We start from the raw sequence: 24,518 nt of genomic DNA, 5'->3' as shown, positions 1-24,518 counted from the left end.
TCCCGTCAGCCACGCAGGGCGTGGCTCTACCCGGCGGTGTCCTGCGTTTTACCGCAACCGCTGCGCGCTGCCATCGGCCAGCGCCTTGTCGATCGCGTTGCGCACCTCGCGCGCGATCTGCGCCGAGGCCACGCTCTGTTGCTGCGCAAGGCCTGACTGTTGGCGGGCGAGTTCGGCCTGCTGGCGTGAGAGATCGGCGATACGGCGGTGGTCTACCGCCGCCGCCGCATCCGCTTTCGCGCGTTGCGCGGCGCGCTCGGCCAGCGCTGCATCGCCCTGCACCCTGCGCGCAGCGTTGTTGGCCATTTCCGCTGCATCCTGCGATTCCATCGCATCATGGCTGGCCCGCATGGACAGCGCGGCAATGCGCTCGCCCAGTTCCCCCTGGCGCTCGCCAAGTTCGCCCATGCGTTCGCCCAACGCCCCCTGCTGCCGGCCAAGCGTGGCCACCTGCTGCTGGGCCTTGGAAAGCGACTGCAGCAGCGCCGGATCACGCACCAGATAGCGCTCGTTGCCGCGCCGTACCCACAGCACCGGATCGTTGCCCTGCGCGTCGCGCTGCGCCTGCTTGAGGTCGGCCACCGAAGCATCAACGAAGTTGTCGCCGCCGCCCATCAGCACGAATGCCTGGCGCGGCTGGTGCGACATGTCCAGGCGGCCGTGGGTGATGGTGGTGGTGCTGACACGGTCCGGGTGCGGCAGCGGCGCGGGTGCTGCCAGCGCGGCTGGGGCGGCCACGGGGCGGGGCGCCGCCGGCGGACGCGGTGCCGGCACCGGTCGAGGCGCTGCCGGGGCGGCGACGGCAGGCGGCGCGGCCGGTGCTGCGGGGACGGCAGGGATCGCCGGTGCGGCCAGCACGGGGGGAGCCGGTGGCGGCGGCGGTACTGCGGCTACCAGCCGCATCGGCGCCACGCCGACCACCACGAACAGCGCGGTGATCGCCATCGATGCCACGCGCGGGAAGCTGCCGGTCTGCTGCAGGGTCAGCAGACGGCGCTTGAGGCTGCGGAAGTTCGGCGAGGCACTGGCCACGCCCACGGCCGGGCGCGGGGCCACGCCCAGCTGCACCAGCAGCCGGCCGTAGTCGTGGCGGCAATGCCCGTGGCCGGCAACCACCGCGCTGTCGCAGGCTTCTTCGCGGGCCAGCGCGTACTCACGCGCGGCCAGGTGCACCAGCGGATGGAAGAACAGCAGGTGCTGGGCAAGCGAAGGCAGCAGGCCCCACCACAGGTCACGGCGTTGCAGGTGCACCAGTTCGTGGGTCAGCGCCATGTCCAGGTCATCGGCGGCCATTGCCGGCAGCTCGCGCGCCGGCAACAGCAGCACCGGGTTCCATGGGCCGATCAGTTGCGGCGAAGTGATCTGCGCCGAAATCTTCAGCTGCGGCGCGCGCGCCAGCCCATGTGCTTCGGCGGCAAGCTGCAATGCCTGCTGCAGGCCGGCGTCGGTGCAGCGTGCAGCACTACGCACCAGCGCACGGCTCTGGCGGTAAGCGCGCAGGCTGTGCAACAGCATGACCAGCACACCGGCGGCCCACAACGCGAACACCACCGTCTGCCAGGACAGGTCGGGCAGCAGCGATGCCGTAACGGCTGGCGGCGCCACCTCGACCATCGCCCCGGTCAGTTCCATCTGCACCGGCACCATCGGTTGCGCGGCCAGCACTGCGGTATCGATGCCCGGCGCCGGCAGCACCGCCAGTTCCAGCGGGCTGCTCCACACCAGCCCGAGCACCGCCTGCACTGCCACCAGCCACCACAGCCGGCAGCGCGTGGCGGCGGGCAGGCGCGGCAGCAACCGGCACACGCCCCATACCAGTGCCACCAGCACCGCGCTTTGCACGCTGGTCCAGCCGAGGCGGTTCAACAGCTCCATCATCTGGGTATCCATGCTCAGCCCTCCCGCTTGCGGGATTGCAGCTGGGCGACCAGCGCTTCGAGTTCGGCCAGCTCGCTGTCGCTCACGTCCGCCTTGTGCGACATGAACGCCACGAACGGGGACACAGAGCCCTGCAAGGTCTTCTCCACGAAACTGGCCACCGCGCCCTGGACCACGCTGTCCTGTTCGCCGGTAGCCGAATAGCGGAATACGCCCTCGACCTGCTCACGCTGCAGGTAAGCCTTGCCGCGCAGGCGTTCCATCATGGTCAGCACGGTGGAACGGGCCAGCCCGCGCTCCTCGCCGAAGCCGGCCGCCACCTCGCCCACGCTGGCGTTGTTCTGTTCCGCTACATACTGCAGCAGGGCCAGTTCCTGGTCCCCGATGGTCTTGCCGCGCATGACACTCTCCGATGACTACACGTGTCGTCACGGTGCCAGTGACTACAAGTGTCGTCAAGTGCCGGAGGAGTACGGGCCGACGAACGGTAGGGGACCGCCTGGGCCGGCCGTTGGCCGGCTGGCCGTATGGCGTCGGCTACTTACCCGTGCGGTCCGCCCATCACCGGCAGCACCACGCCGCTGATATAGCTGGCGGTCACCGGCGACGCCAGGAAGACATACGCGGGCGACAGCTCTTCCGGCTGTGCGGCGCGGCCCATGTCGCTGTTCGTGCCGAACTCGGCCACGTCCGGCGCCTGCTTGTCGGCCGGATTGAGCGGGGTCCAGACCGGACCCGGCGCGACCGCGTTGACGCGGATGCCGCGTGGCAGCAGCTGGCTGGCCAGTGCCTTGGTGAAGGCGTGGATGGCACCCTTGGTGGCGGAATAGTCGATCAGCGCCTTGCTGCCGAACAGCCCAGTCTCCGAACCGGTGTTGATGATGCAGTCGCCTTCTTCCAGATGCGGCAGCACCGCGCGCGCCATCTGGATGTAACCGCCGATGTTGGTCTGCAGGGTTTCCTGCAGGTGCGCGTCTTCCAGATCCTCCAACCGTTCGCAGTGCAGCTGGAAGGCGGCGTTGTTGACCAGGATGTCGATGCCGCCGAACGCCTTGGCCACCTGCTTGACCGCCCTGTTGCAGAATTTCGGATCGCGCACGTCACCGGCGATCACCACGCAGCGGGTGCCTTCGGCTTCCACATGCTGGCGGGTGATGTCCGCATCTTCCTGCTCGTCCAGGTGCAGCACGGCCACGTCTGCGCCTTCGCGGGCGAACAACACCGCCACCGCACGGCCGATACCGGAATCGCCGCCGGTGATGATCGCGCGCTTGCCCTGCAGCTTGCCGCTGCCGACATAGTCTGGCGCGAGGAAGCGCGGGGCCAGATCCAGTTCGTGTTCGTTGCCCGGCTTGGCAATGTGCTGGGCCGGCATGGTGTCCGGCTGCTTGCGGCTGCCGGCCTGGGTCGCCTTCTTCGCGGCCTTCTTCGTGGCGGCCTTCTTTGCTGCAGCACGCGCGTCCTTGGCCTTTTCCTGGTCCTGCAGCCGGCGCTGGCGCGCGGCCACGCGCGCAGCGCGCGGATCGGCGGCGGCGGCCTTGCGGGTGGCGGTCTTGACCACCGGGGTACGCGCGCGGGTGGCCTTCGGTTCGGCGGCGGCGAGGGTGCTGCGTTTGCGGGTCTTCTTGGCCGTGGCCATGCTCAACTCCTTCGTTGCGGTTGCCTCGGCGCGGGTGGAGGGCGAGGCAAGGGCAGTGTGTCGGCGCTGTCGGTCATATACGGTGAATGCCATGTGGGCACGCCGTGCAGGGCTTCATCCGCCGCATACGCCTGCGGCGGCATCGTGGGTACAAGAATCCCGCTGGAGTGCTCCCATGTTCCGTCCCTTGTTCGCATTCGCCGCATTGACCGCCCTCACCGCCTGCAGCAGCACGCCGGTGGCCCAGGTGGAACCCATCGACGGCGTCATTTCCGGCCAGTGCCACGTGGACAAGGTGCGCGGCGCGGTTGGCCTGGCCGCATCGGCCGCCACCGTGGAGCGCGCCCGCGTGGACAGCGACAGCCTGCAGGTGGTCGTACTGCGCGGCCAGCGTGCAGAGAGCGGTGCCACCGCCAGCGGCGCGGCCAATCCCAGCCCGGGTGCGGAAAGCGGTGGCGAACGACTGACCATCGAGACCGGGCGCACCAACAACATCACCGCGATTTTCTGTGGTTGATTGCGGCTGACGGACACGGTTGGACCGCCTGGGCCGACCAACGGTCGGCGCTACCGGATCGGGGTCAGCGGGCGTTGCGGGTTTTCTTTCTCGCCACGCGCAGGAACTTCAGCGTGGCCTGCTCCCACTGGCGCTCGCCACGCAGCCCGGCCAGCTTGGCCAGAGTGCCGTCGCGCCAGCCGTCGAACACGCTGGGATCGATATAGGCCTTGCGGCACACCGCCGGCGTGTTGCCCAGCAGCGTGGCCACCTCGCACACCACCTCCTTCTGCAGCGCGGCCAGCGCACGCTCGCTGGGTGCCTCGGGCAAGGCGGTGGCAGCGAACTGGCGCAGCGCGGCCACGGTGCCACCCCAGGTGCGGAAATCCTTGGCGCTGAAATCGGTCCCCATCGCATCGCGCAGGTAGGCGTTGACCTGACCCGAATCCACCAGCTGCAGGGTGCCGTCGTCATCGCGATACTGGAACAGGGCCTGACCCGGCAGCTGCTGGCAACCCTTGATCAGGCCGACCAGGCGCTTGTCGTCGATATCCACTTCCTGCTGCTGGCCTGACTTGCCGCGGAAGCGCATGCGCGCGCGCGCCCCCTTGACCAGTTCCAGGTGGCGGTTGCGCAGCGTGGTGAGTCCGTAGGAGCGGTTGTCGCGGGCGTACTCCGGGTTGCCCACCCGCACCAGCGTTTCGGCCAGCAGCGCGATCACTATCGCCAGCACCTTGCCCTGCGGAAACCCGGGCAGCTTGAGGTCGCGGCGCAGGCGGCGACGCAGCGCCGGCAGCGCCTCGCCGAAGGCAATCACCCGGTCGAACTTGCCATCGCCACGCACCCGCGCCCAGTCGGGGTGGTAGCGGTACTGCTTGCGCTTGCGCGCATCGCGTCCGGTGGCCTGCAGATGGCCGTTGGCCAGGGCACAGATCCACACATCGGTGTAAGCCGGGGGGATGGCCAGCGAACGGATCCGCGCCAGGGTGGCGGCGTCGCGGACCGCGTGGCCGTCGGCGTCGCGGTAGCTGAAGCCCTTGCCGGCGCGGCGCCGCGCCAGGCCCGGCTGTTCATCGCTGACGTAACGCAGGCCGGCATCGCGGGCAGCAGTGGCTTCGGGGGTGGCAAGGCGTGCAGGCATGGTGGCGGGCAAGGAAGGGGCCTGCAGTGTGGTGGGCGCGGTGACGGCACCGCGTCAATAACGGAACACAAACACCTCACGTCCGCCCTTGGCGATATGCTCCATGGTTCACCGCCTGGAACTCCGGAGTCCCGATGTCGTCCCTGTCTTTCCGCCGCATGCGGCGCCCGTTTGGCCCCACGATCATGGCCGCCGCCCTGGTCCCCACTCTACTGTTGCTGGGCGCCTGCAACGCCCCGCCGATGGACGAACAGGAAGCAGCGGGTACCCACGCGCAGAAGGCTGCCGAAGAAGCCGCCGCTCCGGCCGATACCATCGGCAAGGCCACCGAGGCGCCGCCGGTCGGCAACTGCGATGCCACCCAGGTACAGAGCCTGGTCGGCCAGGCCTACAGCGACGGCATCGGCGCGCAGGCGCAGCAGGATGCCAGCGCGCGCCAACTGCGCGTGCTCAAACCTGACGACATGACCACCATGGAATTTGTCGGCGAGCGCCTGAACATCGAAGTCGACGAAAAGGGCGTGGTCACCGGCCTGCGCTGCGGCTGAATTGGGCACGCGCGGAGCGGGTTTTCGAGGGGTTTGGTTGCGCCTGCAACCGTGTATTGCGGCGTTGCAACAACTGTGATCTAGTCGAAGCATCCGGTGCCTCCAGATGCGCTCAACGGATTGAGCGGGGACGAGTGTCGCCGCTCACCCGACTTTGAGGCAGAGATGGCCCCCCGCAACCGCCAAGGGCTTTACGACCCGCAAGACGAACGCGATGCCTGTGGTTTTGGCATGGTGGCGCAACTTGATGACCAGCCGTCACGGCTGCTGGTCGATACCGCCATCGCCGCGCTTTCGCGCATGACCCACCGCGGCGGCGTTGCCGCCGACGGTGTCACCGGTGACGGCTGCGGCCTGTTGCTGCGCCGCCCGGAGGCTTTCCTGCAGGCGCTTGCTGCCGAAGCCGGCATCACCCTCGGCGCGCGCCACGCCGCCGGCGTGGTGTTCCTGCCGCACGACGAAGCAGCCGCGCAGGCCTGCCGCGACACCCTCGAACGGCAACTGCGCGACGCCGGCTGCCAGCCGCTCGGCTGGCGCGTGGTGCCGACCGATCCCAGCGTGTGCGGCCAGCTGGCCCGCGACACTCTGCCCCACATCGAACAGCTGTTCGTCGATGCCGGCAGCGGCCAGGATGAAGCCGCCTTCACCCTGGCGCTGTTCCTGGCCCGCCGCCGCAGCGAACAGCAGCTGCGCGAACATGCCGATTACTACGTCACCACGCTCAGCCCCAATGCGATCAGCTACAAGGGCATGGTGCTGCCGGACAAGCTGAGCCGGTTCTACCCGGACCTGCAGCGCAACGACCTGGCCTCCAGCGCCATCGTGTTCCACCAGCGCTTTTCCACCAACACGCTGCCGCGCTGGCCGCTGGCGCACCCGTTCCGGATGCTCGCCCACAACGGCGAGATCAACACCATCGAAGGCAACCGGCGCTGGGCGCAGGCGCGCAGCAAGGTGTGGAAGACCCCGCGTTTCGACATCGGCGAGTTCGATCCGGTGATCTCCATGCATGGCTCGGATTCGCAGAGCCTGGACAACATGCTGGAGCTGATGGTCAGCGCCGGCATGGAGCTGATCCAGGCGCTGCGCATCCTGGTGCCGCCGGCGACCCAGTCGCTGGAGTTCAAGGACGCCGACCTGGCCGCGTTCTACGAGTTCTACGGCCTCAACAGCGAACCCTGGGATGGCCCGGCCGGCATCGTCGCCTGCGACGGCCGCTACGCCGCCTGCACCCTGGACCGCAACGGGCTGCGCCCGGCGCGCTGGATGCTCACCTCCGACCGCCACTTCCTGGTCGCCTCCGAAGCGGGCGTGTGGGAAGTACCGGCCGAACGCGTGGTGCGCAAGGGCAAGCTGGGCCCGGGCGAAATGATGGCCATCGACCTCAAGCGCGGCGACCTGCTCGATTCGGATGCCATCGACCGCATCAACCGCGGGCGCGCGCCGTACAAGCAGTGGCTGCAGCAGGGCGTGACCTACCTGCAGACCGAGCTGATCGATCCTTCGCTGGTCGAAGAGCCGTTCGACGAACGCACCCTGCGCAGCTACCACAAGCTGTTCCAGCTCAGCACCGAGGAGGTGGAGCAGATCCTGCGCCCGCTGGCCGAGACCGAGCAGGAAGCCACCGGCTCAATGGGCGATGACACCCCGATGGCGGTGCTCAGCCAGCAGAGCCGGCCACTCTACGATTACTTCCGCCAGGCGTTCGCGCAGGTCACCAACCCGCCGATCGATCCGCTGCGGGAAGACTGCGTGATGTCGCTCACCACCCAGCTCGGCAAGGAGACCAACATCTTCCATGCCGGCGCGGAGACGGTGAACCACGTCATCCTCAATTCGCCGGTGCTCAGCCAGCGCAAGCTGCGCCAGCTGATCAAGATGCCGCAGTACGTGGACCGCAACCGCCTGATCGACCTCTCCTACAGCCTGGACGAAGGGCTGAAGGCCGGCATCGAGCGCATCTGCACCGAAGCCGAGGCCGCCGCACGCGACGGCATCGTCATGCTGCTGCTCAGCGACCGTTACCCGGTGGCCGACCGGCCGATGGTGCATGCGTTGCTGGCCACCAGTGCGGTGCACCACCACCTGTCCCACGCCGGGCTGCGCTGCGACGTCAACCTGATCCTGGAAACCGGCACCGCGCGCGACCCGCACCACATGGCCTGCCTGCTCGGCTTCGGTGCCACCGCGGTGTACCCGTACCTGGCCTACCAGACCCTGTTCGACCTGGGCCGGCGCGGCATCCTGCAGCTGAAGAAGGGCGGCGAGCAGTCGCAGATCGGCCGCAGTTACCGCAAGGGCATCTACAAGGGCCTGTCCAAGATCATCTCCAAGATGGGCATCTGTACCGTGGCCAGTTACCGCGGCGCGCAGCTGTTCGAGATCGTCGGGCTGGACGATGAAGTGGTGGATCTGTGCTTCCCGGAAACGCCCTCGCGCGTGGCCGGCGTGGGCTTCGCGCGGCTGGACGACGAGGCCCGCGAACTCACCGTGCGCGCCATGAACGATCTGCTGCGCCCGGACGTGGGCGGCGTGCTCAAGTACGTGCACGGCGGCGAATACCACATGTACAACCCCGACGTGGTCATGACCCTGCAGCGCGCCGCGCGCAGCGGGGATGCCGCCGACTGGCAGCGCTACTGCGAGGCGGTGCATGGCCGGCCGGTATCGACCCTGCGCGATCTGCTGCAGCTCAAGGCGGCCCCGACCCCGACCCCGCTGGACGAAGTGGCCCCGGCCGAAGACCTGTTCCGCCGCTTCGACACCGCCGCGATCAGCCTGGGTGCGTTGTCGCCCGAAGCGCACGAAGCGCTGGCGATCGCCATGAACAAGCTGGGCGGGCGCAGCAATTCCGGCGAAGGCGGCGAAGACCCGGTGCGCTACGGCACCCACAAGCGCAGCAAGATCAAGCAGGTGGCCTCGGGCCGGTTCGGCGTCACCGCCGAATACCTGGTCAATGCCGAAGTGCTGCAGATCAAGGTGGCCCAGGGCGCCAAGCCGGGCGAAGGCGGGCAGCTGCCCGGGCACAAGGTCAATGAACTGATCGCGCGGCTGCGCTATGCCAAGCCGGGCATCGGCCTGATCTCGCCGCCGCCGCACCACGACATCTATTCGATCGAAGACCTGGCCCAGCTCATCTACGACCTCAAGCAGGTCAACCCGGATGCGCTGGTCTCGGTGAAGCTGGTCTCGCATGCTGGCGTGGGCACCATTGCCGCCGGCGTGGTCAAGGCCGGTGCGGACCTGATCACCGTGTCCGGCCACGACGGCGGCACCGGTGCCAGCCCGGTAAGCTCGATCCGCTACGCCGGCGTGCCGTGGGAACTGGGCGTGGCCGAATCGCACCAGGCCCTGGTGGCCAACGACCTGCGCGGGCGCACCCTGCTGCAGACCGACGGCGGCCTGAAGACCGGCCTGGACGTGATCAAGGCCGCGCTGCTGGGCGCGGACAGCTTCGGCTTCGGCACCGCGCCGATGATCGTGCTGGGCTGCAAGTACCTGCGCATCTGCCACCTCAACAACTGCGCCACCGGCGTGGCCACCCAGGACGAACGCCTGCGCGCGCAGTACTTCACCGGCCTGCCCGAGCGCGTGGAGAACTTCTTCCGGCTGCTGGCCGAGGAAGTGCGCGGCTGGCTGTCGTACCTGGGCGTACGCTCGCTGGACGAGATCGTGGGCCGCACCGACCTGCTGCAGCAGCTGGAGATCGCACCGCGCCCGGGCGTCAAGGTCGACCTGTCGCGCCTGCTCAACCCGGCCCAGTACAGCGGCAGCCACTGCGCCGCGCCGCGCCTGTACGAATCGCCCGACAGCCTGGCCACGCAGATGGATGGCCTGCTGGCCCCGGCCATCGCCGGCAAGCTGGGCGGTGAGCACCGCTTCCTGATCCACAACACCGACCGCTCCATCGGCACCCGCCTGTCCGGCGCCATCGCGCGCGCGCATGGCAACCAGGGCATGAGCGATGCACCGCTGACCCTGCGTTTCCGCGGCACCGCCGGGCAGAGTTTCGGCGCGTTCAACGTCGGCGGCCTGCAGCTGGAAGTCGAGGGCGAAGCCAACGACTACGTGGGCAAGGGCATGGCCGGCGGCCGCCTGGTGGTGCGCCCGCCGCGTGGCGCGCGTTTCGAAGCGCGCAACACCGCCATCATCGGCAACACCTGCCTGTACGGCGCCACCGGCGGCGAGCTGTTTGCCGCCGGGCGCGCCGGCGAGCGCTTCGGCGTGCGCAACTCCGGCGCGCTGGCGGTCATTGAAGGTGCCGGCGACCACTGCTGCGAATACATGACCGACGGCATCGTGCTGGTGCTGGGCAAGGTGGGGCTGAACTTCGGTGCCGGCTTCACCGGCGGGCTGGCGTATGTGCTGGATATCGACCGCGATTTCGTGGACCGCTACAACCACGAACTGATCGACATCCACCGCATTTCGGCCGAAGGGTTCGAAAACCACCGCCAGCACCTGCACACCCTGATCAGCCGCCACCGCGAGCTCACCGGCAGCATCTGGGCCCAGCAGATCCTCGACGAGTTCCGCGATTACGTGGGCAAGTTCTGGCTGGTCAAACCCAAGGCCGCCAGCATTGAATCGCTGACCGAATCACTGCGCCGCGCCGCCTGATGCCGGGCAGAGCCCGGCACTACGCACCCATGCACCCTGGTAGTGCCGGGCTCTGCCCGGCAACACCGACAAACCTTCCGAGCCCGCCATGAGCCGCAAGCACGCCTTCCAGTTCCTCGACCTGCCCCGGACCATGCCCCAGCGCATTCCGGTGGAGCTGCGCACCTCCGGCGACTGGGGTGAGCTGTACGGCAAATTCGGCAAGGAAGATGCCCAGTACCAGGCCGGTCGCTGCCTGGACTGCGGCAACCCTTACTGCAGCTGGAAATGCCCGGTGCACAACGCCATTCCGCAGTGGCTGCAGCTGGTGCAGGAAAACCGCATCCACGAAGCGGCCACGCTGTGCCATTCCACCAACCCGTTGCCGGAAGTGTGCGGCCGGGTGTGCCCGCAGGATCGCCTGTGCGAAGGCAGCTGCACGCTGGAAGAGTTCGGCGCGGTCACCATCGGTGCGGTGGAAAAGTACATTGTCGATACCGCCCTGGCCACCGGCTGGCGGCCGGACCTGGCCGCAGTGGAAGCCACCGGCAAGCGGGTGGCGGTGATCGGTGCCGGCCCGGCCGGGCTGGCCTGCGCCGACCGGCTGGCGCATGCCGGCGTGCAGGCGGTGGTGTACGACCGCTACGAACAGATTGGCGGGCTGCTGCAGTTCGGTATTCCCAGCTTCAAGCTGGACAAGTCGGTGATCAGCCGCCGCCGCAACGTGCTGGAAGGCATGGGCGTGCAGTTCCGGCTGGGCGTGGAGATCGGCCGCGACGTGACCCTGGATACGCTGCTGGCCGACTACGACGCGGTGTTCGTCGGTACCGGCGCCTACCGCTACACCGATGGCGGGCTGCCCGGCCAGGACCTGAAGAACGTGCTGCCGGCGCTGCCGTTCCTGGTGCAGAACAGCCGTATCGTCAGCGGCAGCGATGCACACGGCCGGCCCATTGCCGGCTGGGAAGACACCCTTGCCCTGCCGGACCTGGAAGGCAAGCGCGTGGTGGTGCTGGGCGGCGGCGATACCGGCATGGATTGCGTGCGCAGCGCGGTGCGGCTGGGGGCGGCGCGGGTGACCTGCGCCTACCGCCGCGATGAAGCCAGCATGCCGGGCTCGGCACGCGAAGTGGCCAACGCCCGCGAAGAAGGGGTGCGCTTCCTGTTCAACCGCCAGCCGCTGTCGATCGAGGCCGGTGCCGATGACGAAGCGATCGGCGTGACCGTGGTGGAAACCCACCTGGGCGAACCGGATGCGCAGGGCCGGCGCAGCGCGGTGCCGATTGAGGGCAGCGAATCGCTGCTGGAAGCGGACGTGGTGATCATCGCCTTCGGCTTCTCGCCGACGGCGCCGGAATGGCTGACCGCGCAGGGCGTGGAGGCTGGCAGCAACGGCCGTATCCTGGCCGGTGGCAAGGGCCGGCTGCCGTTCCAGACCGCGCATCCGCGCCTGTTCGCCGGTGGCGACGCCGTGCGTGGCGCGGACCTGGTGGTGACCGCCGTGGCCGAAGGGCGCGATGCCGCAGCGGCGATCGTGGAGCTGATCACCGCCTGACAGCGGTCACGGGGGCAGGGTAGCGCCGGCCGTTGGCCGGCCCACGCAGTGCCGGATTCAAGCTGCGGCCCGTACCCCAGCGCGTTCGATCTCAAGCGCAATCAGCAGCTGGATCTCATCCAGCTGGTCGCGGATGCGGGCATTGCCCGCGTCGTCGGCGTGGTCGCAGCCGATATGTGCATCCAGCATGCGTGCCAGGCCGACCAGCAGCAGGTCGGCATCACCGCTGGCGGCATGGCGCAGCAGGCGGCCCAGCGCGCGGATGCGGGCACTGCGGTCGTGGGCCAAGGCCTGCACCGACGGATCATTGCGGGAAGCAGAGAGGGGCATGGGGGGCTGTCCTGATTGACCGGGTGACAGCCGTCAATGTCGGTTATGACCCCATCTTCGGCTATGCAACTTTTACGAATTGGTGTGAAGGACCTCAGGCGGCCTGTGGCGGTGGGCGTCGTTTGGGGATATCGCGCAGCCATACACGACATAGAATGTCGCTATTGCCCCGTCTTTCGGATGATCTCCATGCGCATCGGCTTGGCCGCCAATCGGCTGCACCACCACGACAAGCACGCCGCGCTGTTCCGCTGGCTCAGCGCCAGTGACGGTGGCCTGCGCGAACTGGGCGTGGAACTGCATGCGGTCGGCCGCACCTACGACGCCATCCAGCGGCTCGGGTTCCTTCCCCACTTCCCCACCCTGCGCCGCTACCCGAACGGCCGCGAAGGCGGCCTGATGAAGCTGGTGGCCGAGGTGGTCGGCATGGGCACGCCCGAACGCACGCTGGACGGGGCGATCTACCTGATGGACCCGGTCGACCCGTCCTCGGTGTTCCCCGAAGCCACCGCGCTCAAGCGCCAGTGCGTGATTCACGGCAAGCCCTTCATCTCCACGGTGGCCACCGCGCGCGACTGGATCGAAGTGGAACGCGTGCACGCCGGCCTGGCCGCCGATCCCGGTGCCGATGACCTGCACGCCTTCGAACGGCACACCCTGGCGCTGATCGCGCACGATGCGATGAAGCCGGCCATGCTCGCCTTCGCCGACGAACACTTCGACCTGCTGTCGCGCTTCCGCAGCCGGGTCGGTACCGGCACCACCGGCCAGCGCCTGAATGAACTGGCCTGGAGCCGCGGCTGGGCCAAGGACCAGGAATGGGTCACCCGTTACCAGAGCGGCCCGATGGGCGGCGATGCGCAGATTGCCGACCAGGTGCTGGAAGGCCGCTGCCAGCGTGCGATCTTCTTCGAGGATCCGCATGTAGCGCGCCAGCACGAAGCCGACATCCAACTGCTGGAACGCGCCGTCACCACCGTCACCGATCAGGCCGTGTGCATCACCGCGCCGCGCGTGGCCGCGCGCTGGGCACAGGCGGCCACGCTGCGCGCGCAGGCATCGCGCTGATCGCTACGGTACCTGGCCAATGCATCGTCTGATTCACGGTAATGGGTACGCTTGCGCGGGTGCGGCGAAGCCGTGCACGCCCTGCCCACGCCGCCAATCGCTGTCGCCACTGCTGCCATCGGCACTGGCGATGTAGCTGCCACGCCAATGGTCCTCGCTTTCACGGCGATCCATCCCATGCGTGGCGATGCTGCCCTGGCGCCGCCCGGTTTCGCGGAACAGCAGGCGGAAGCGCTTGCGATGGAACACACTGCCATACAGCCCACCGCTGACCTCCACCCGCGGCCGTTCGTGGCCCGCCAGCAGCCGCAGCCGGCCCGCGCCATCGCGGCACTGCACGCACTCGGCCACGCCTTCCACGCGCACCCCGCTCTGCGACAGCATCACCAGGTACACCGCCTCGGCGCGGCTGTTTGAGCCCGGCGCATAACGGGTCAGCGTCCACACCCCGGACACATCCGGCACCCGCGTGCGCAACATTGCCGCCGTGCCCAGCACGGCCGCGGCAAGCACATTGGTGAGCACATCGAAGGCAACCGAGGCCATGGTCGACATGGGTGTTCCGGGTGGCGGCAGAAGCCGCCAGATTCGCACCTGCCCGATTGACGTCCCATGCAACAAGGTCGAAAGCAGCCACGCAGGGCGTGGCTCTACGACCGGATGCGCGTAGTGCCACGCCGCGCCCCATGAACGGCGTGCGCCGGAACAGCGAGCGCGTCGCCACGCGCCCGGGTGCGTCCGCAAAGCCGGGATACGCTTGGTAGCGTGGCAACCCAGCCAACCTGGGCGGTGCGGAATTACAACAACTGCCGCAGCATCGCTTTAAGCCGCCGCCCTTCCAGCTGGAAATAATCCCGCTCCTCCCGCCACGCCGGGAAGCGTTGCTCCACTTCCTCCCAGAACGCAGCGGAATGGTTGGCCTGGATCAGATGGCAGAGCTCATGCACCAGCACGTATTCGAACGCCGACGGCCGCCCCAGCACCAGAGCCAGGTCCAGCGCCATGCTGCCATCCGGTGCCAGCGATCCCCATTGCGATGACATTACCTTCAGGCGCAGCCGTGCCGGTGCACGTGGCAGGCTGGGCAAATAACGCGGCAGCCACTGGCCGACATCGGCGCGGGTCTGCGCTTCGTAGAATTCGCGCAGCGTGCGCCGCACCGTGGCATCGGTGCCGCGCGCGGGCAGGTGCATGCATGCACCGTCCGGGTCCAGTTCCAGGCGCGCGTAGCGCCCCGTGTCCCAGCGCAGCGGCAACAGCTCGCCGCGCAGTGGCAGCAGCCCCGGTTCGCCGATCACCAGCGGCGGCGGCAGGTTCTGCGCCTGGTAACTGCGCAGCTGCGTGGACAGCCAATCACGGTGCTGCTCCAGGAAACGTTCGCCCATCACCAGGCTCGCGCGCGGCGGCAAGGTCAGCCGCACGCCACGCTCATCCACGCTCAGTTTGATCCGGCGCGCGCGTGGATCGCGCACGCGCAGCACGTCGATCTCGGCATCCTCCAGCCGCAGGCGCACGGTGTCGCGCTGCAGGGTGGGGGCAACGGCCGGGGAGATCAGGCGGCGGAGGAATCCGGGCATGGGGACAGCATAGCGCTCGTGGCGCGGGGCGTATGACTGCGGACCGCAACGGGGGTAGAGCGGGGCTCTGCCGGGGCAGAGCCCCGCTCTACGGGTTGTGTATCAATCGGCCTTGCTGAGCTTGAAGGCCTCTTCCAGCAGCAGGAACAGGCGCCGCACTTCGCCGCTCTGCAGGGCGAAACGGGCGTCCAGCTCGGCGCGGCGGCCGTCTTCGTCGGCGTGCTCAAGCTGGTCCAGGGCACCATCCAGGAACTTCAGCTTGCGCACGATCAGGTCGTCGCCCAGCACGAAGGACAGGTTGTCCTCGAACACCAGGGCCAGCTTGGTCACCTGCTTGCCGGCGTCCAGGTGCTTGTCGATCTCGTCGCAGCGCAGTTCCTGGTGCTGGCATTTGACCACCGCGCCGCCCTCGGCCGGGTCCTTCATCTCGCATTCCTCACCCAGGCTCAGCCCGGTGGGAAGCGGCTCACCGGCGATCCAGCCGGTCAGGATCGAGCGCGGGGCGACTTCGGCGTTCAGCGGCATCGCGGGGAAGCTGCCGAGCAGGCCGCGGATGTCGGACATCATGTTCTCGCCCTTCTTGCTGCTCGAGCAGTCCACCGCCACGTAGCCGTGGGTGAGATCGATCAGTGCGTCGGTGCGCGAGCTCTTCACGAAGGCACGCGGCATCAGTTCGTGCAGCAGGTCGTCCTTCAGGCGCTTGCGCTCGCGGCCGCCCGGCTTGCGCCCTTCCTTCTCCTCGATTTCCTCCAGCTTCCGGGCCAGCAGGTCGTTGACCACCGCGCCCGGCAGGATCTTGTCCTCACCGCCCACGGTCAGCCACAGCGCGTCGCCGACGCGGTGCGAGAACACGGCCTTTTCCTCACGGCCGAACGGGGAGATGAAGCCACGCGAATTCATTTCGAGCGGGCCCACCGGCTTGAGCAGCATCTGCGGCAGCAGGGTGTCGACTTCGGAAAAATCAGTGGCGGTCGGGAAGCGGAACAGCGTCAGGTTGCGAAAGAACATGGAGATCCGGAGTAAGGGCGTGAAAGGGAAGGTCAGGGGGTGCCGTCGGTCCAGGCCGACGGCGGGCTGGGCGCGACCGCAGTGCGGCCCAGCGCCATGAAATCGAACAGGGCCGGGTCGGCCAGCTGCGACGGATGGATGTTGCCCAGCGCACGCGCGATCTGGTCGATCCGCCCCGGGTGCTGGTCTTCCCACTGCTGCAGCATCTGCGCCACCTGGCGGCGTTGCAGGTTGTCCTGGCTGCCGCACAGCGTGCACGGAATGATCGGGAAGCCACGCGCCTGCGCGTACCGTTCGATATCGCGTTCGCTGACATAGGCCAGCGGGCGAATCACCACGTGCCGGCCATCATCGCTGCGCAGTTTGGGCGGCATCGCCGACAGCTTGGCGTGGTGGAACAGGTTGAGGAAAAAGGTGGCCACGCTGTCGTCGCGGTGGTGGCCGAGGGCGATCCTGGTGAACCCGTTCTCCGCCGCGTGCCGGTACAGCGCACCGCGACGCAGCCGCGAACACAGCGAGCACATCGTGCGGCCTTCGGGAATCACCCGGCTGACCACCGAATAGGTGTCCTGTTCGATGATCTGGTAGGCCACGCCGATCGACGCCAGGTAGTCGGGCAGCACATGTTCGGGAAAGCCCGGCTGCTTCTGGTCCAGGTTCACCGCCACCAGTTCGAACGCCACCGGAGCCTTCTTCTGCAGCTGCAGCAGCACGTCCAGCAGGGTATAGCTGTCCTTGCCACCGGAGAGGCAGACCATGATGCGGTCGCCCGCTTCGATCATGCCGAAGTCGGCGATGGCCTGGCCGACCTGGCGGCGCAGCTTGCGGGCCAGTTTGTCCTGCGCGGCCGCGTCCGCGCGCGGGGCGCGGGGGATGGGATCGGGCAAGGGCAGCACGGCGGGCATCCTGTGCATTCTACCGGCTCGCACCGGCCCTCACCGACGCGCGGAAGTGACTGCGTTCACTCCCGGGTGTCATCGCGGATGTGTATGCTCCATCCCTGTGGATACCTATACACCCGAGCAGATCAGCGAACGCCTTGCCACGCTCCGGCAGGAGCACCGCGAGCTGGACGAAACGATTGCGAAGATGGCCGCCAACGGCGAAGACGAGCTGGAGGCCAAGCGCCTGAAGCGGCGCAAGCTGCAGCTCAAGGACTGCATCGCCAAGCTGGAAGACATGTTGATCCCGGACGAACCGGCGTAGGTAGCGCCGACCGTTGGTCGGCTGCTCTCCATCAGGCGTTACCGGGGCCTGACAAACGGCTTCGGACAGAGGTCAGCGTCGGCAGGTTCATGGACGACGCGGTGTCCCTGACCCGGATGCTTGAGCCGCGCGTTGCGCGGTCGCCGGCCAACGGCCGGCGCTACGAATTGCTGGCGAACGCGGTGAAATCCGGATACGTCGGGATACGCAGGGTTGACGACGTGGTCGTCAATCCTGCGTTACCGGTTCCTCTGGTTTTGCCGCTTCCGGGCTGACCCGTTCGATGGTGTGGCGCAGCTCGCGGCCCAGGATGAACTTGGCATCCTTGGCCCAGCCATCCAGGCGTTCGTCGAACAGCAGCTTGCTGTTTTCGTCCGGCCACACCAGGCGCAGCTCGCGCATCTTCTGGATGAAGCCGCGGAACAAGGTGCGGTCGAAGAACTCCGGCGCGGCCGGGGCGTACAGCAGGCTCAACCGCTGGGCGGCCTGCTGGCACAGGCTTTCCAGCTCGGCCGCGCCCAGCGTGCCCGGGCCGTTCTTCACCAACACCGAGATGGCGATGTAGTAGCGCTCGAACGCCTGCTGCAGCGAATGGCCGATGGCACGCAGGCGGAACACCTCGTCGGTCTGCCCGGTGTTGCGCGCCAGGATGCCGCCGTCGTCGTCGTTGACGTTCTGCAGCAGGCCTTCGCGCACGAACACCGCGATGGTCTGTTCGATGCGCTGGGCGAACTCGTCTTCGGTCCACGGCAGGAACAGCTCGGCCTGCAGGAACGGGTACACGGTGCGGCCCAGCTGCACCAGCCCGGTGCGGCTCATGCGGCGGTTGTTCTGGAAGCAGCACGCCACCCACGACGACGCCGTGAACAGGTGGATGACGTTGTTGCGGAAGTAGCTGAGCAGCACCGCGGTATCGCCGCTGACGCTGAGCACATCGCCCAGCGGGTGCTTGACCCGGGTCAGGACGTTGATTTCCTCAGCGTGCGCGATGATCCGCTCCGGCGAATGCGGGGTCACGGTGACCCGGTCCGAATACGGCATCTCCACCAGCAGGGTCTTGCACAGCTCGATCTGCGCGATCAGGTCGGCTTCGCCCATCGCATGCTTGGGCGTGGACAGCAGCGCCAGCGCCAGCAGGTTGATCGGGTTCACGTCGGCCGCGCCGTTGATGTGCACCTGGATGCGTTCGGCCAGATGGTCCACCGTGCCCGACAGCCACGACGGCTTCTCGTCCTCGCCCACCGGCGTGCCATCCCACTCCGGCGCCTGGTGGGCCAGCACGTCGTTGAGCGCGATCGGCTCGCCGAAGTTCACCACCACCTGGCCGTAGTTCTGCTTGAGCACCTTCGGAATCGACCACAGCAGCTGCCAGATCGATTCCTTCTCCTTCGGCCGGCCGGACAGCTCGTCCAGGTAGCTGCCGCCTTCCATCAGCTTTTCATAGCCGATGTACACCGGCTGGAACAGCACCGGCTTGCGCGGCTGGCGCAGGAAGGCGCGCAGCGTCATCGAGATCATGCCGCCCTTGGGCTGCAGCAGGCGCCCGGTACGCGAACGGCCGCCTTCGACGAAGTACTCGATCGAATAGCCACCAGCCACCAGCTGCGCCACGTATTCGCTCAGCACCGCCGAATACAGCGCGTTGCCGCGGATCGAGCGGCGGATGAAGAACGCCCCCCCCTTGCGCAGCAGGGTGCCGACCACCGGCAGGTTCAGGTTGATGCCGGCCACGATGTGCGGCGGCACGATGCCCCGGTCGTACAGCAGGTAGGACAGCAGCAGGTAATCCATGTGGCTGCGGTGGCTGGGCACGTAGACCACTTCATGACCCGGCGCGGCCGCCTTGAACTTGTCCAGGTGGTGCACCAGCACGCCGGCGTAGATGCGGTTCCACACGTGGCTGAGCATGAAGCTGGCCGAGCGCACCACCGGACTGGAGTAGTCCGCGGCGATTTCCCAGGCGTAGGCATGCGCCTTCTTCCAGGCGTCGGCCGGCTTGGTGTTGTCGCGCTTGGCCTGCGAGGCGATCGCATCGCGGACGGTGTCCGCCTCCAGCACCTTGTCCACCAGCAGGCGGCGGGTGGACAGATCCGGCCCGATCACCGATTCGCGGATGCGGCGGAAGTGGGTGCGCAGCACGCGCTGCAGCTTGCGCACGGTGCGCTCGGGGTCCAGCCCCTCATCCACCGTGGTGCGCAGCGAGATCGGCGGGGCGAACCGCACGATGGTGCTGCGGCCGTTGAGCAGCACCGCCAGCAGGCGGCGGAAGCGGCCCACCAGCGCCCAGTTTTCCGAGAACAGCACGGCGAACCAGCCGCTCTGCTTGTCCGGCGCGCGGCCGACGAAGATCGACACCGGCACCAGGTTCACGTCCAGCTCGCCGCGAGCGCGGTGGGCCTGCAGCAACTTGGCCAGCGAATCGGAATGGGTCTTGGCGCCGCGCTGTTCGGGAATCAGCGAATTGCTGCTGCTCCGCCGCGACAGCGCCAGGTAGGCGCGCCTGCGCCCGGTCGGGTCGCCGGCAATGGGCACCAGCGGCGAGGGCAGGCCCGCTTCACGGCAGGCCTTGTCCAGGATCAGCGCATTGGACAGACCGTAGTCTTCCAGCACGTACACCACCGGGCGGCCGTCGTCGTACTGGCCGGGATGTTCGGGTTCGATCTTCAGCGACAGCCACGGCTCGATCAGCCGGCCCAGCAAGCGGGCCCACCACGGGCGACGGCCGGACGAGGTGCGGGCCGCCGCGCCGAGTGGGCTGGGCACGATCGCCGCCGGGTCGGTGGCATCCACCGACGCGGGTGCGCCCTCGGTGGCGGTGCCTGCGGCGGGCGCAGTGTCGGGCGACGCGGACGGGGCGTCCGGCGTCTTGGGCGGCTCTTCGCCGGGGAAAGGCAGGGGATTCTGGTTCGGCATCGGCTTCATTATGGCTTAGCCGGTGCAGAAGCACCGTCCTTGACCTGCGCGGCGGCCTCTGCTTCGGCGGCCAGTCGTGCGTCATGTTCAGCTTGTGCGGCCGCCGCAGCGGCGGCTTCGTCGGCCGCCTTGAGCAGCGCATCGGTCTCTTCCAGCGTGCGCGCCAGGTACCAATGGCCGTCGCGGCGGGCCATACGCACCTGGGCTTCGACCTGTTCGCCGGCCAGCGGGTACTGGATCCGTACCACGGCGGTGTCGCCCTCCTGCGACACCAGCTCACCGTGCAATCCGGTCATGGCCGCGTCCAGCGACAGCCCGTAACTGGCCAGCGCGGTCTTGAGCGCCTTCTCGAACGGCCCCAGCCGGCGCAGGCAGTCTTCCATTCCGGCCGCCTGCAGCTGGGCATCGGTGGACAGCCCGGTGGTGCGCGCGGTGGCGGTCAGCAGGGTGATGGTGGTTTTGGCGCGCTGCTTGTCGGTCAGCGGCGCGGCGGCGGCCCAGCGGCTCAGTACGTCCACCACCTGGGTGTAATGGGCCCGCTCGGTGTCGGTGTAGTCGGTCTGGTTACGCAGGTACTGCACGCCGAACAACCCCATGGAATGGGCCGCCTGGCGCACCCCCGTGGCCTGGCCGGCAATCTGGGTATCGAACGAACGCTGCAGGCGCGTGGGGGCGTCCGGCGCGGACAGGGCGGCCAGCATCGGCAGCAACTGGCCATCCAGTGGCAGGTCGGTCAACGGCCAGCGGCTGTGGCCCTCGGTCCACGCCGCCTGCAGGCGGGTGTACTGGGCCGGCGGCACCGATGCGCGGGCGTAGCCGACCAGGTCGTTGTCAGCCAGGTGGCGGGCGATCTGCTGCAACGCGGCTACCGGCTCGGCGGCCGGTGCCTCCGGGTCGATCGTGTCGCGCTTGCACGCCCCTGCCAGCAGCAACCCGCACAGCGACAGCGACATCACCCAGGGTCGGTAGCGCCCTGTCATCAACGGCATGGACATGAATTCGGACTTCCCCGGACCGGTCCGCATCTTGCGGCCTGCGCCCCTGCAGCGGCAACCCATCCTGTCCGCCGGGCCGACAGAATGGGCGTAACTCGCTGTTTTTATTGAATATCAATCACGCATCCACGTAGCCTGGATGAAATCGCGCACGTAGCCCTGCGACAACCGCGCATACACGCCGGGTCGCCCCGGCAGCGCGCAGCCTTCACCCCAGCTGACCGTGCCCAGTACCGTCCAGGCCCCCTTGCGACGCACCAGCAGCGGCCCGCCGGAGTCGCCATTGCAGCTGTCGATGCCCTCGGCCCCGGCGCAGATCACCGTGCCCGCCTGCAACGACGGGTAGGCCTCCTGGCAGGCGCTGAACGACACGAACGGGGTCTGCACCGTCTGCAACGTGGTGGGCAGTGCCTCGCCGGGAAACTCGGTCACGCCCCAACCGATCACCGTGAAGGCACGCCCGGGCCGCAGGTAGGCGCTGTCCCTGCCCAGCAGCACCTCGGCCGGTTCGGCCTTGGCCACGGGCCGCTTGAGCTGGATCAGCGCCACGTCGTTGACCAGTTCGCGTTCATCGAACGCCGGGTGCACGTGGATCGCCTTGACGTTGGAAACGCGGCGGCGCGGCGTGGTCTGCAGCGTGGTCTGCCCGACCAGCACCGCCAGGTGCGCCGGCAGCAGGCCGTCAACGCAATGGGCTGCAGTGAGTACCCAGGAAGGTGAGATCAGGGTGCCGCCGCAGCCATGCCGGGCGTGGTCCGAATCGCCCCGGCCCAGCCGCTGCAGGCTGGCCATGAACGGGTACTGGCCGGGTTCGGCGTCGACGCCGCCAATGATGCGGGGCACGTTGTCGGGCGCAGGCTGGGCCAGCGCGGGAACGGAAACAGCGGAGAGGATCAGGCCGAACATCCAGGCCGGCCGGGAACAGATACGCATGCAGCAACTCCTTTGCGGAAAAGTGAAAACGACAGGCACGGCGCCGGAGCGCGTGCGAGGTCGATTCAATGGCAAAGAAGGCGGGACAACTGCGTGCCCGGTCGCGTTTCAGCGGGACCAACGATTGATGGATCCGTTTCTGGGAACGGGCGCAACCTGGCACCGGGATGCAGTTCCATCCCGGTGCGTACAACCCTTACAGCAGTCAGCGTCGGGCGTTGCGGATCTCGTCCTGGATCGCCAGCGCGGCGGCGCGCGGGTCGGCCGCCAGCCGGATCGGGCGCCCGACCACGATGGCGTCGGCGCCGTCGGCGAACGCCTGGGCCACGCCCACGGTGCGCTTCTGGTCATCGCCGACCGGGCCGCCGGGGCGGATGCCCGGGCACACGATCGAGAACCCGGCGCCGGTCGCGGTGCGGATCGGGCCGGCTTCCTGGCCCGAGGCGATCACCCCGTCGATGCCGGCGGCCTGGGCGGCCAGCGCGCGTTCGACCACCACATCCACCGGCTCGCGGTCGATACCCATGCCACGCAGGTCATCGCGCCCCATCGAGGTCAGCACGGTCACCGCCAGCAGGCGCATGTCGCTGCTGTTGGCCGCCGCGCAGGCGTCCATCATGGCCGGGTGCCAGCCGTGGATGGTGGCGTAGCTCACCGGCCACTGCGACAGGCGGCGGATCACCGCCGCAGCGGTGGCCGGGATGTCGAAGAACTTCAGGTCCACGAACACGCGCTTGTCGCGCGCCGCCAGCGCATCGAGCACCTCGAAGTACTCGCCCGACGCCAGCAGCTCCATGCCGATCTTGTAGAACGACACCGCATCACCCAGCCGGTCCACCCACGCCAGCGCCTCCTCGCGGCCCGGTACGTCGAGCGCGAAGATCAGGCGTTCGTCATCGCGCAGCGGCAGCGGGGCGCGGCTCACGGCGCGTAGTCCAGGGCAGCGCGCTTGGCGTCATGGCGGGCCTGGCGCGACTGGCTGTAATCGTTGTTGAACTGGGCCGGTTCGAAGCCGCCGTAGGTCGGGTTGGGCAGCATCCACCAGCGCTCGCCGAACCAGTCGTGGTACTGCTGCAGCAGCGCGTCGCGGCCGTCGTTGGTATTGGCGGTGACTTCGACGAAGTCGCCCAGCTGGTCGCCGAACTGCATCAGCACGCGGTAGTTCTGCCCGGCCAGGCGGCGGCGGCAGTTCTTCTCGCTGCCGGCCTGCTCGCAGTCCTTCACCACCGTGCCCAGGCCCAGGAACACGCTGTCATCGGCCACCGGCAGGCCTTCGGCACGCAGGTTGGCCAGGGTGGCTTCCTTCAGGTGCACGGCGCGGTTGGAGATGTACAGCAGGGTCACGCCCTTGGCGTTGGCAGCCTTGGCGAAATCGACCACGCCCGGAATGGCCTTGGCCTTCTTTTCGGCCACCCACTGGTCCCAGCTCAGTTCGTCGTACTCGCCGCCGTCGCGGACCAGGCGGGCCTGGTAGGGCGAGTTGTCCAGCACGGTTTCGTCCACGTCCAGCACCACGGCCGGCTTCAGGCCCTTGGCGGCGTTGCCGCGCTCTTCGGGCACCAGTGCGTCCCAGTTGGCTTCCTTCAGCGCCTTGTCCAGGTGGTCGGCGGCGGCGCGGTAGGTCTGTTCGGTGATCGCGCGGTATTCCTGCGAACGCTGCATCCACAGCACGGCGTTGAGATTGTCGTTGGCGGCCACGGCAGCATCGCCCGTGGCAGCCGGTGCCGCGGCGGCCGCAGCAGGGGCCGGGGCAGCGGCTTCGGCGGGGGTTTCGGTGCGCTTGCATGCACCCAGCGCCATCACGGCACAGGCAAGCACAGACAGGGAAACGGCGGTACGACGCATGGGAATCACCAGAACTGAGTGGCGCCAGTTTACCGGCTTGGCCGCCGCGGTTCATGCCGGCTGCTGGGCTCGGCTATGCTGCACGCCTCAGAAACACCCCGGAGCGCGACATGACCGATGACACCCAGACCCCTGCCCTGCCCGTGCTCAGCGCGGCCCAGGCCCGCGCCCTGGGCTGCCTGATCGAGAAGGAAGCGACCACCCCGGACGCCTACCCGCTCACGGTCAATGCCGCCCAGGTGGCGGCCAACCAGAAGACCGCCCGCGAACCGGTCATGCAGCTGTCGGCCGGCGATGTTCACCACGCGCTGCGCCAGCTGGAAACCCTGGGCCTGGCCCGCCAGCAGTTCTCCTCGCGCGCCGAGCGCTACGAGCACCGCGCCGGCAGCGCGCTGGACCTGACCCGCCAGCAGCTGGCCATCCTGGGCCTGCTGCTGCTGCGTGGCCCACAGACGGTGAACGAACTGCTGACCCGCAGCGAGCGCCTGTTCCAGTTCCAGGACGCCGACGAACTGCGCCACCATGTCGAGCGCATGATCCAGCGCGACCTGGCCGTGCAGCTGCCACGCGCCGGCGGCCAGCGCGAAGACCGTTACATGCACCTGCTGGCCGGCCCGGTGGACGTGCAGGCATTGGCCGAGCAGTACAAATCCGCGCCGTCGGCCGGCGGCAGCAACGCCGGGTTGGAAGCGCGCGTGCAGGAGCTGGAAACCACGGTGGCCGCCCTGCAGGAACAATTGGCGGAATTGCGCGCTCAGCTGGGCGGGTGACGGCAGCCACGCAGGGC

At 68.4% G+C, this 24,518-nt stretch carries 21 protein-coding genes; 7 read left to right on the top strand and 14 right to left on the bottom strand.

The window, feature by feature from the left end; all coding sequences use genetic code 11:
- Nucleotides 1–48: 48 nt before the first annotated feature.
- The 3 genes from WIX41_RS09600 to WIX41_RS09590 all read right to left on the bottom strand — a co-directional run bounded on the left by WIX41_RS09600 (nt 49) and on the right by WIX41_RS09590 (nt 3,517).
- Entirely contained in the window at nt 49–1,890 is a 1,842-nt protein-coding gene (locus tag WIX41_RS09600) for a M56 family metallopeptidase (protein WP_339446969.1), read from the bottom strand.
- Nucleotides 1,891–1,892: 2 nt separating this feature from the next.
- Nucleotides 1,893–2,279, bottom strand: a complete 387-nt coding sequence (locus tag WIX41_RS09595; RefSeq protein ID WP_339446967.1) for a BlaI/MecI/CopY family transcriptional regulator — start codon at nt 2,277–2,279, stop codon at nt 1,893–1,895.
- A gap of 140 nt (nt 2,280–2,419) precedes the next feature.
- Complete coding sequence (locus WIX41_RS09590; RefSeq protein ID WP_409187480.1) at nt 2,420–3,517, bottom strand: SDR family oxidoreductase; 1,098 nt, start codon at nt 3,515–3,517, stop codon at nt 2,420–2,422.
- Between the two features lie 175 nt (nt 3,518–3,692).
- Between WIX41_RS09590 and WIX41_RS09585 the strand changes: the two genes are divergently transcribed.
- Nucleotides 3,693–4,034, top strand: coding sequence for a hypothetical protein (locus WIX41_RS09585; RefSeq protein ID WP_339446963.1), 342 nt, complete (start codon nt 3,693–3,695; stop codon nt 4,032–4,034).
- Nucleotides 4,035–4,098: 64 nt separating this feature from the next.
- Here WIX41_RS09585 and WIX41_RS09580 read toward each other — a convergent pair whose 3' ends face one another.
- Entirely contained in the window at nt 4,099–5,154 is a 1,056-nt protein-coding gene (locus WIX41_RS09580) for a DNA topoisomerase IB (protein ID WP_339446961.1), read from the bottom strand.
- A gap of 185 nt (nt 5,155–5,339) precedes the next feature.
- On the opposite strand from WIX41_RS09580, the gene WIX41_RS09575 reads away from it, so the two are divergent.
- The 3 genes from WIX41_RS09575 to WIX41_RS09565 all read left to right on the top strand — a co-directional run bounded on the left by WIX41_RS09575 (nt 5,340) and on the right by WIX41_RS09565 (nt 11,856).
- A complete protein-coding gene (locus tag WIX41_RS09575) occupies nt 5,340–5,702 on the top strand; it encodes an I78 family peptidase inhibitor (RefSeq protein ID WP_409187479.1) in 363 nt (120 codons plus the stop codon).
- 165 nt (nt 5,703–5,867) lie between these two features.
- Nucleotides 5,868–10,322, top strand: coding sequence for a glutamate synthase large subunit (gene gltB, locus WIX41_RS09570; RefSeq protein ID WP_339446957.1), 4,455 nt, complete (start codon nt 5,868–5,870; stop codon nt 10,320–10,322).
- An 88-nt stretch (nt 10,323–10,410) separates the two neighbouring features.
- Nucleotides 10,411–11,856, top strand: coding sequence for an FAD-dependent oxidoreductase (locus tag WIX41_RS09565; protein ID WP_339446955.1), 1,446 nt, complete (start codon nt 10,411–10,413; stop codon nt 11,854–11,856).
- A 57-nt stretch (nt 11,857–11,913) separates the two neighbouring features.
- On the opposite strand, the gene WIX41_RS09560 is transcribed toward WIX41_RS09565, so the two are convergent.
- Nucleotides 11,914–12,186 carry a hypothetical protein gene (locus WIX41_RS09560; RefSeq protein ID WP_339446953.1) on the bottom strand — a complete coding sequence of 91 codons (273 nt, stop codon included), beginning with the start codon at nt 12,184–12,186 and terminating at the stop codon, nt 11,914–11,916.
- Nucleotides 12,187–12,375: 189 nt separating this feature from the next.
- On the opposite strand from WIX41_RS09560, the gene WIX41_RS09555 reads away from it, so the two are divergent.
- Nucleotides 12,376–13,254 (top strand): methylglyoxal synthase, encoded by an 879-nt coding sequence (locus WIX41_RS09555; protein ID WP_339446951.1) that lies wholly within the window; start codon nt 12,376–12,378, stop codon nt 13,252–13,254.
- 33 nt (nt 13,255–13,287) lie between these two features.
- On the opposite strand, the gene WIX41_RS09550 is transcribed toward WIX41_RS09555, so the two are convergent.
- From WIX41_RS09550 to ttcA, 4 genes are all read right to left on the bottom strand, one after another.
- The gene (locus WIX41_RS09550) at nt 13,288–13,809 is read right to left on the bottom strand and encodes a hypothetical protein (protein ID WP_339446949.1); all 522 of its coding nucleotides are present in this window, start codon (nt 13,807–13,809) and stop codon (nt 13,288–13,290) included.
- Between the two features lie 242 nt (nt 13,810–14,051).
- Nucleotides 14,052–14,831, bottom strand: coding sequence for a M48 family metallopeptidase (locus WIX41_RS09545; RefSeq protein WP_339446947.1), 780 nt, complete (start codon nt 14,829–14,831; stop codon nt 14,052–14,054).
- Between the two features lie 102 nt (nt 14,832–14,933).
- Nucleotides 14,934–15,839, bottom strand: a complete 906-nt coding sequence (locus tag WIX41_RS09540; RefSeq protein ID WP_339446945.1) for a recombination-associated protein RdgC — start codon at nt 15,837–15,839, stop codon at nt 14,934–14,936.
- Between the two features lie 32 nt (nt 15,840–15,871).
- Complete coding sequence (ttcA, locus tag WIX41_RS09535) at nt 15,872–16,744, bottom strand: tRNA 2-thiocytidine(32) synthetase TtcA (protein WP_339449458.1); 873 nt, start codon at nt 16,742–16,744, stop codon at nt 15,872–15,874.
- Between the two features lie 97 nt (nt 16,745–16,841).
- Between ttcA and WIX41_RS09530 the strand changes: the two genes are divergently transcribed.
- Nucleotides 16,842–17,045, top strand: a complete 204-nt coding sequence (locus WIX41_RS09530; protein WP_339446943.1) for a YdcH family protein — start codon at nt 16,842–16,844, stop codon at nt 17,043–17,045.
- A 228-nt stretch (nt 17,046–17,273) separates the two neighbouring features.
- On the opposite strand, the gene plsB is transcribed toward WIX41_RS09530, so the two are convergent.
- The 5 genes from plsB to WIX41_RS09505 form a co-directional block, all read right to left on the bottom strand.
- Complete coding sequence (plsB, locus tag WIX41_RS09525; RefSeq protein WP_339446941.1) at nt 17,274–19,967, bottom strand: glycerol-3-phosphate 1-O-acyltransferase PlsB; 2,694 nt, start codon at nt 19,965–19,967, stop codon at nt 17,274–17,276.
- Complete coding sequence (locus WIX41_RS09520; RefSeq protein ID WP_339446940.1) at nt 19,967–20,953, bottom strand: hypothetical protein; 987 nt, start codon at nt 20,951–20,953, stop codon at nt 19,967–19,969. The genes plsB and WIX41_RS09520 overlap by 1 nt, the downstream gene beginning before the upstream one ends.
- 114 nt (nt 20,954–21,067) lie before the next feature.
- A complete protein-coding gene (locus tag WIX41_RS09515; protein ID WP_339446939.1) occupies nt 21,068–21,886 on the bottom strand; it encodes a S1 family peptidase in 819 nt (272 codons plus the stop codon).
- Between the two features lie 205 nt (nt 21,887–22,091).
- Nucleotides 22,092–22,811: an orotidine-5'-phosphate decarboxylase gene (gene pyrF, locus WIX41_RS09510; RefSeq protein WP_339446938.1), complete on the bottom strand. Its 720-nt coding sequence runs from the start codon at nt 22,809–22,811 to the stop codon at nt 22,092–22,094.
- Nucleotides 22,808–23,731 (bottom strand): 5'-nucleotidase, lipoprotein e(P4) family, encoded by a 924-nt coding sequence (locus WIX41_RS09505; RefSeq protein ID WP_339446936.1) that lies wholly within the window; start codon nt 23,729–23,731, stop codon nt 22,808–22,810. Before WIX41_RS09505 ends, pyrF begins: the two co-directional genes overlap by 4 nt.
- A 110-nt stretch (nt 23,732–23,841) precedes the next feature.
- Between WIX41_RS09505 and WIX41_RS09500 the strand changes: the two genes are divergently transcribed.
- Complete coding sequence (locus tag WIX41_RS09500) at nt 23,842–24,501, top strand: YceH family protein (protein ID WP_339446934.1); 660 nt, start codon at nt 23,842–23,844, stop codon at nt 24,499–24,501.
- Nucleotides 24,502–24,518 lie beyond the last annotated feature (17 nt).

Origin of the sequence: Stenotrophomonas sp. AB1(2024) (genome assembly GCF_037482345.1) — a bacterium.
In the GTDB taxonomy this organism is placed as follows: domain Bacteria; phylum Pseudomonadota; class Gammaproteobacteria; order Xanthomonadales; family Xanthomonadaceae; genus Stenotrophomonas.
This window is presented reverse-complemented; position numbering and strand designations above follow the sequence as displayed.

Bases quoted from the DNA above. Each gene is read 5' to 3' on its own strand.
- WIX41_RS09600 (WP_339446969.1), bottom strand. From the start codon at position 1,890: ATGGATACCCAGATGATGGAGCTGTTGAACCGCCTCGGCTGGACCAGC.
- WIX41_RS09595 (WP_339446967.1), bottom strand. From the start codon at position 2,279: ATGCGCGGCAAGACCATCGGGGACCAGGAACTGGCCCTGCTGCAGTAT.
- WIX41_RS09590 (WP_409187480.1), bottom strand. From the start codon at position 3,517: ATGGCCACGGCCAAGAAGACCCGCAAACGCAGCACCCTCGCCGCCGCC.
- WIX41_RS09585 (WP_339446963.1), top strand. From the start codon at position 3,693: ATGTTCCGTCCCTTGTTCGCATTCGCCGCATTGACCGCCCTCACCGCC.
- WIX41_RS09580 (WP_339446961.1), bottom strand. From the start codon at position 5,154: ATGCCTGCACGCCTTGCCACCCCCGAAGCCACTGCTGCCCGCGATGCC.
- WIX41_RS09575 (WP_409187479.1), top strand. From the start codon at position 5,340: ATGGCCGCCGCCCTGGTCCCCACTCTACTGTTGCTGGGCGCCTGCAAC.
- gltB (WP_339446957.1), top strand. From the start codon at position 5,868: ATGGCCCCCCGCAACCGCCAAGGGCTTTACGACCCGCAAGACGAACGC.
- WIX41_RS09565 (WP_339446955.1), top strand. From the start codon at position 10,411: ATGAGCCGCAAGCACGCCTTCCAGTTCCTCGACCTGCCCCGGACCATG.
- WIX41_RS09560 (WP_339446953.1), bottom strand. From the start codon at position 12,186: ATGCCCCTCTCTGCTTCCCGCAATGATCCGTCGGTGCAGGCCTTGGCC.
- WIX41_RS09555 (WP_339446951.1), top strand. From the start codon at position 12,376: ATGCGCATCGGCTTGGCCGCCAATCGGCTGCACCACCACGACAAGCAC.
- WIX41_RS09550 (WP_339446949.1), bottom strand. From the start codon at position 13,809: ATGTCGACCATGGCCTCGGTTGCCTTCGATGTGCTCACCAATGTGCTT.
- WIX41_RS09545 (WP_339446947.1), bottom strand. From the start codon at position 14,831: ATGCCCGGATTCCTCCGCCGCCTGATCTCCCCGGCCGTTGCCCCCACC.
- WIX41_RS09540 (WP_339446945.1), bottom strand. From the start codon at position 15,839: ATGTTCTTTCGCAACCTGACGCTGTTCCGCTTCCCGACCGCCACTGAT.
- ttcA (WP_339449458.1), bottom strand. From the start codon at position 16,744: ATGCCCGCCGTGCTGCCCTTGCCCGATCCCATCCCCCGCGCCCCGCGC.
- plsB (WP_339446941.1), bottom strand. From the start codon at position 19,967: ATGAAGCCGATGCCGAACCAGAATCCCCTGCCTTTCCCCGGCGAAGAG.
- WIX41_RS09520 (WP_339446940.1), bottom strand. From the start codon at position 20,953: ATGTCCATGCCGTTGATGACAGGGCGCTACCGACCCTGGGTGATGTCG.
- WIX41_RS09515 (WP_339446939.1), bottom strand. From the start codon at position 21,886: ATGCGTATCTGTTCCCGGCCGGCCTGGATGTTCGGCCTGATCCTCTCC.
- WIX41_RS09505 (WP_339446936.1), bottom strand. From the start codon at position 23,731: ATGCGTCGTACCGCCGTTTCCCTGTCTGTGCTTGCCTGTGCCGTGATG.
- WIX41_RS09500 (WP_339446934.1), top strand. From the start codon at position 23,842: ATGACCGATGACACCCAGACCCCTGCCCTGCCCGTGCTCAGCGCGGCC.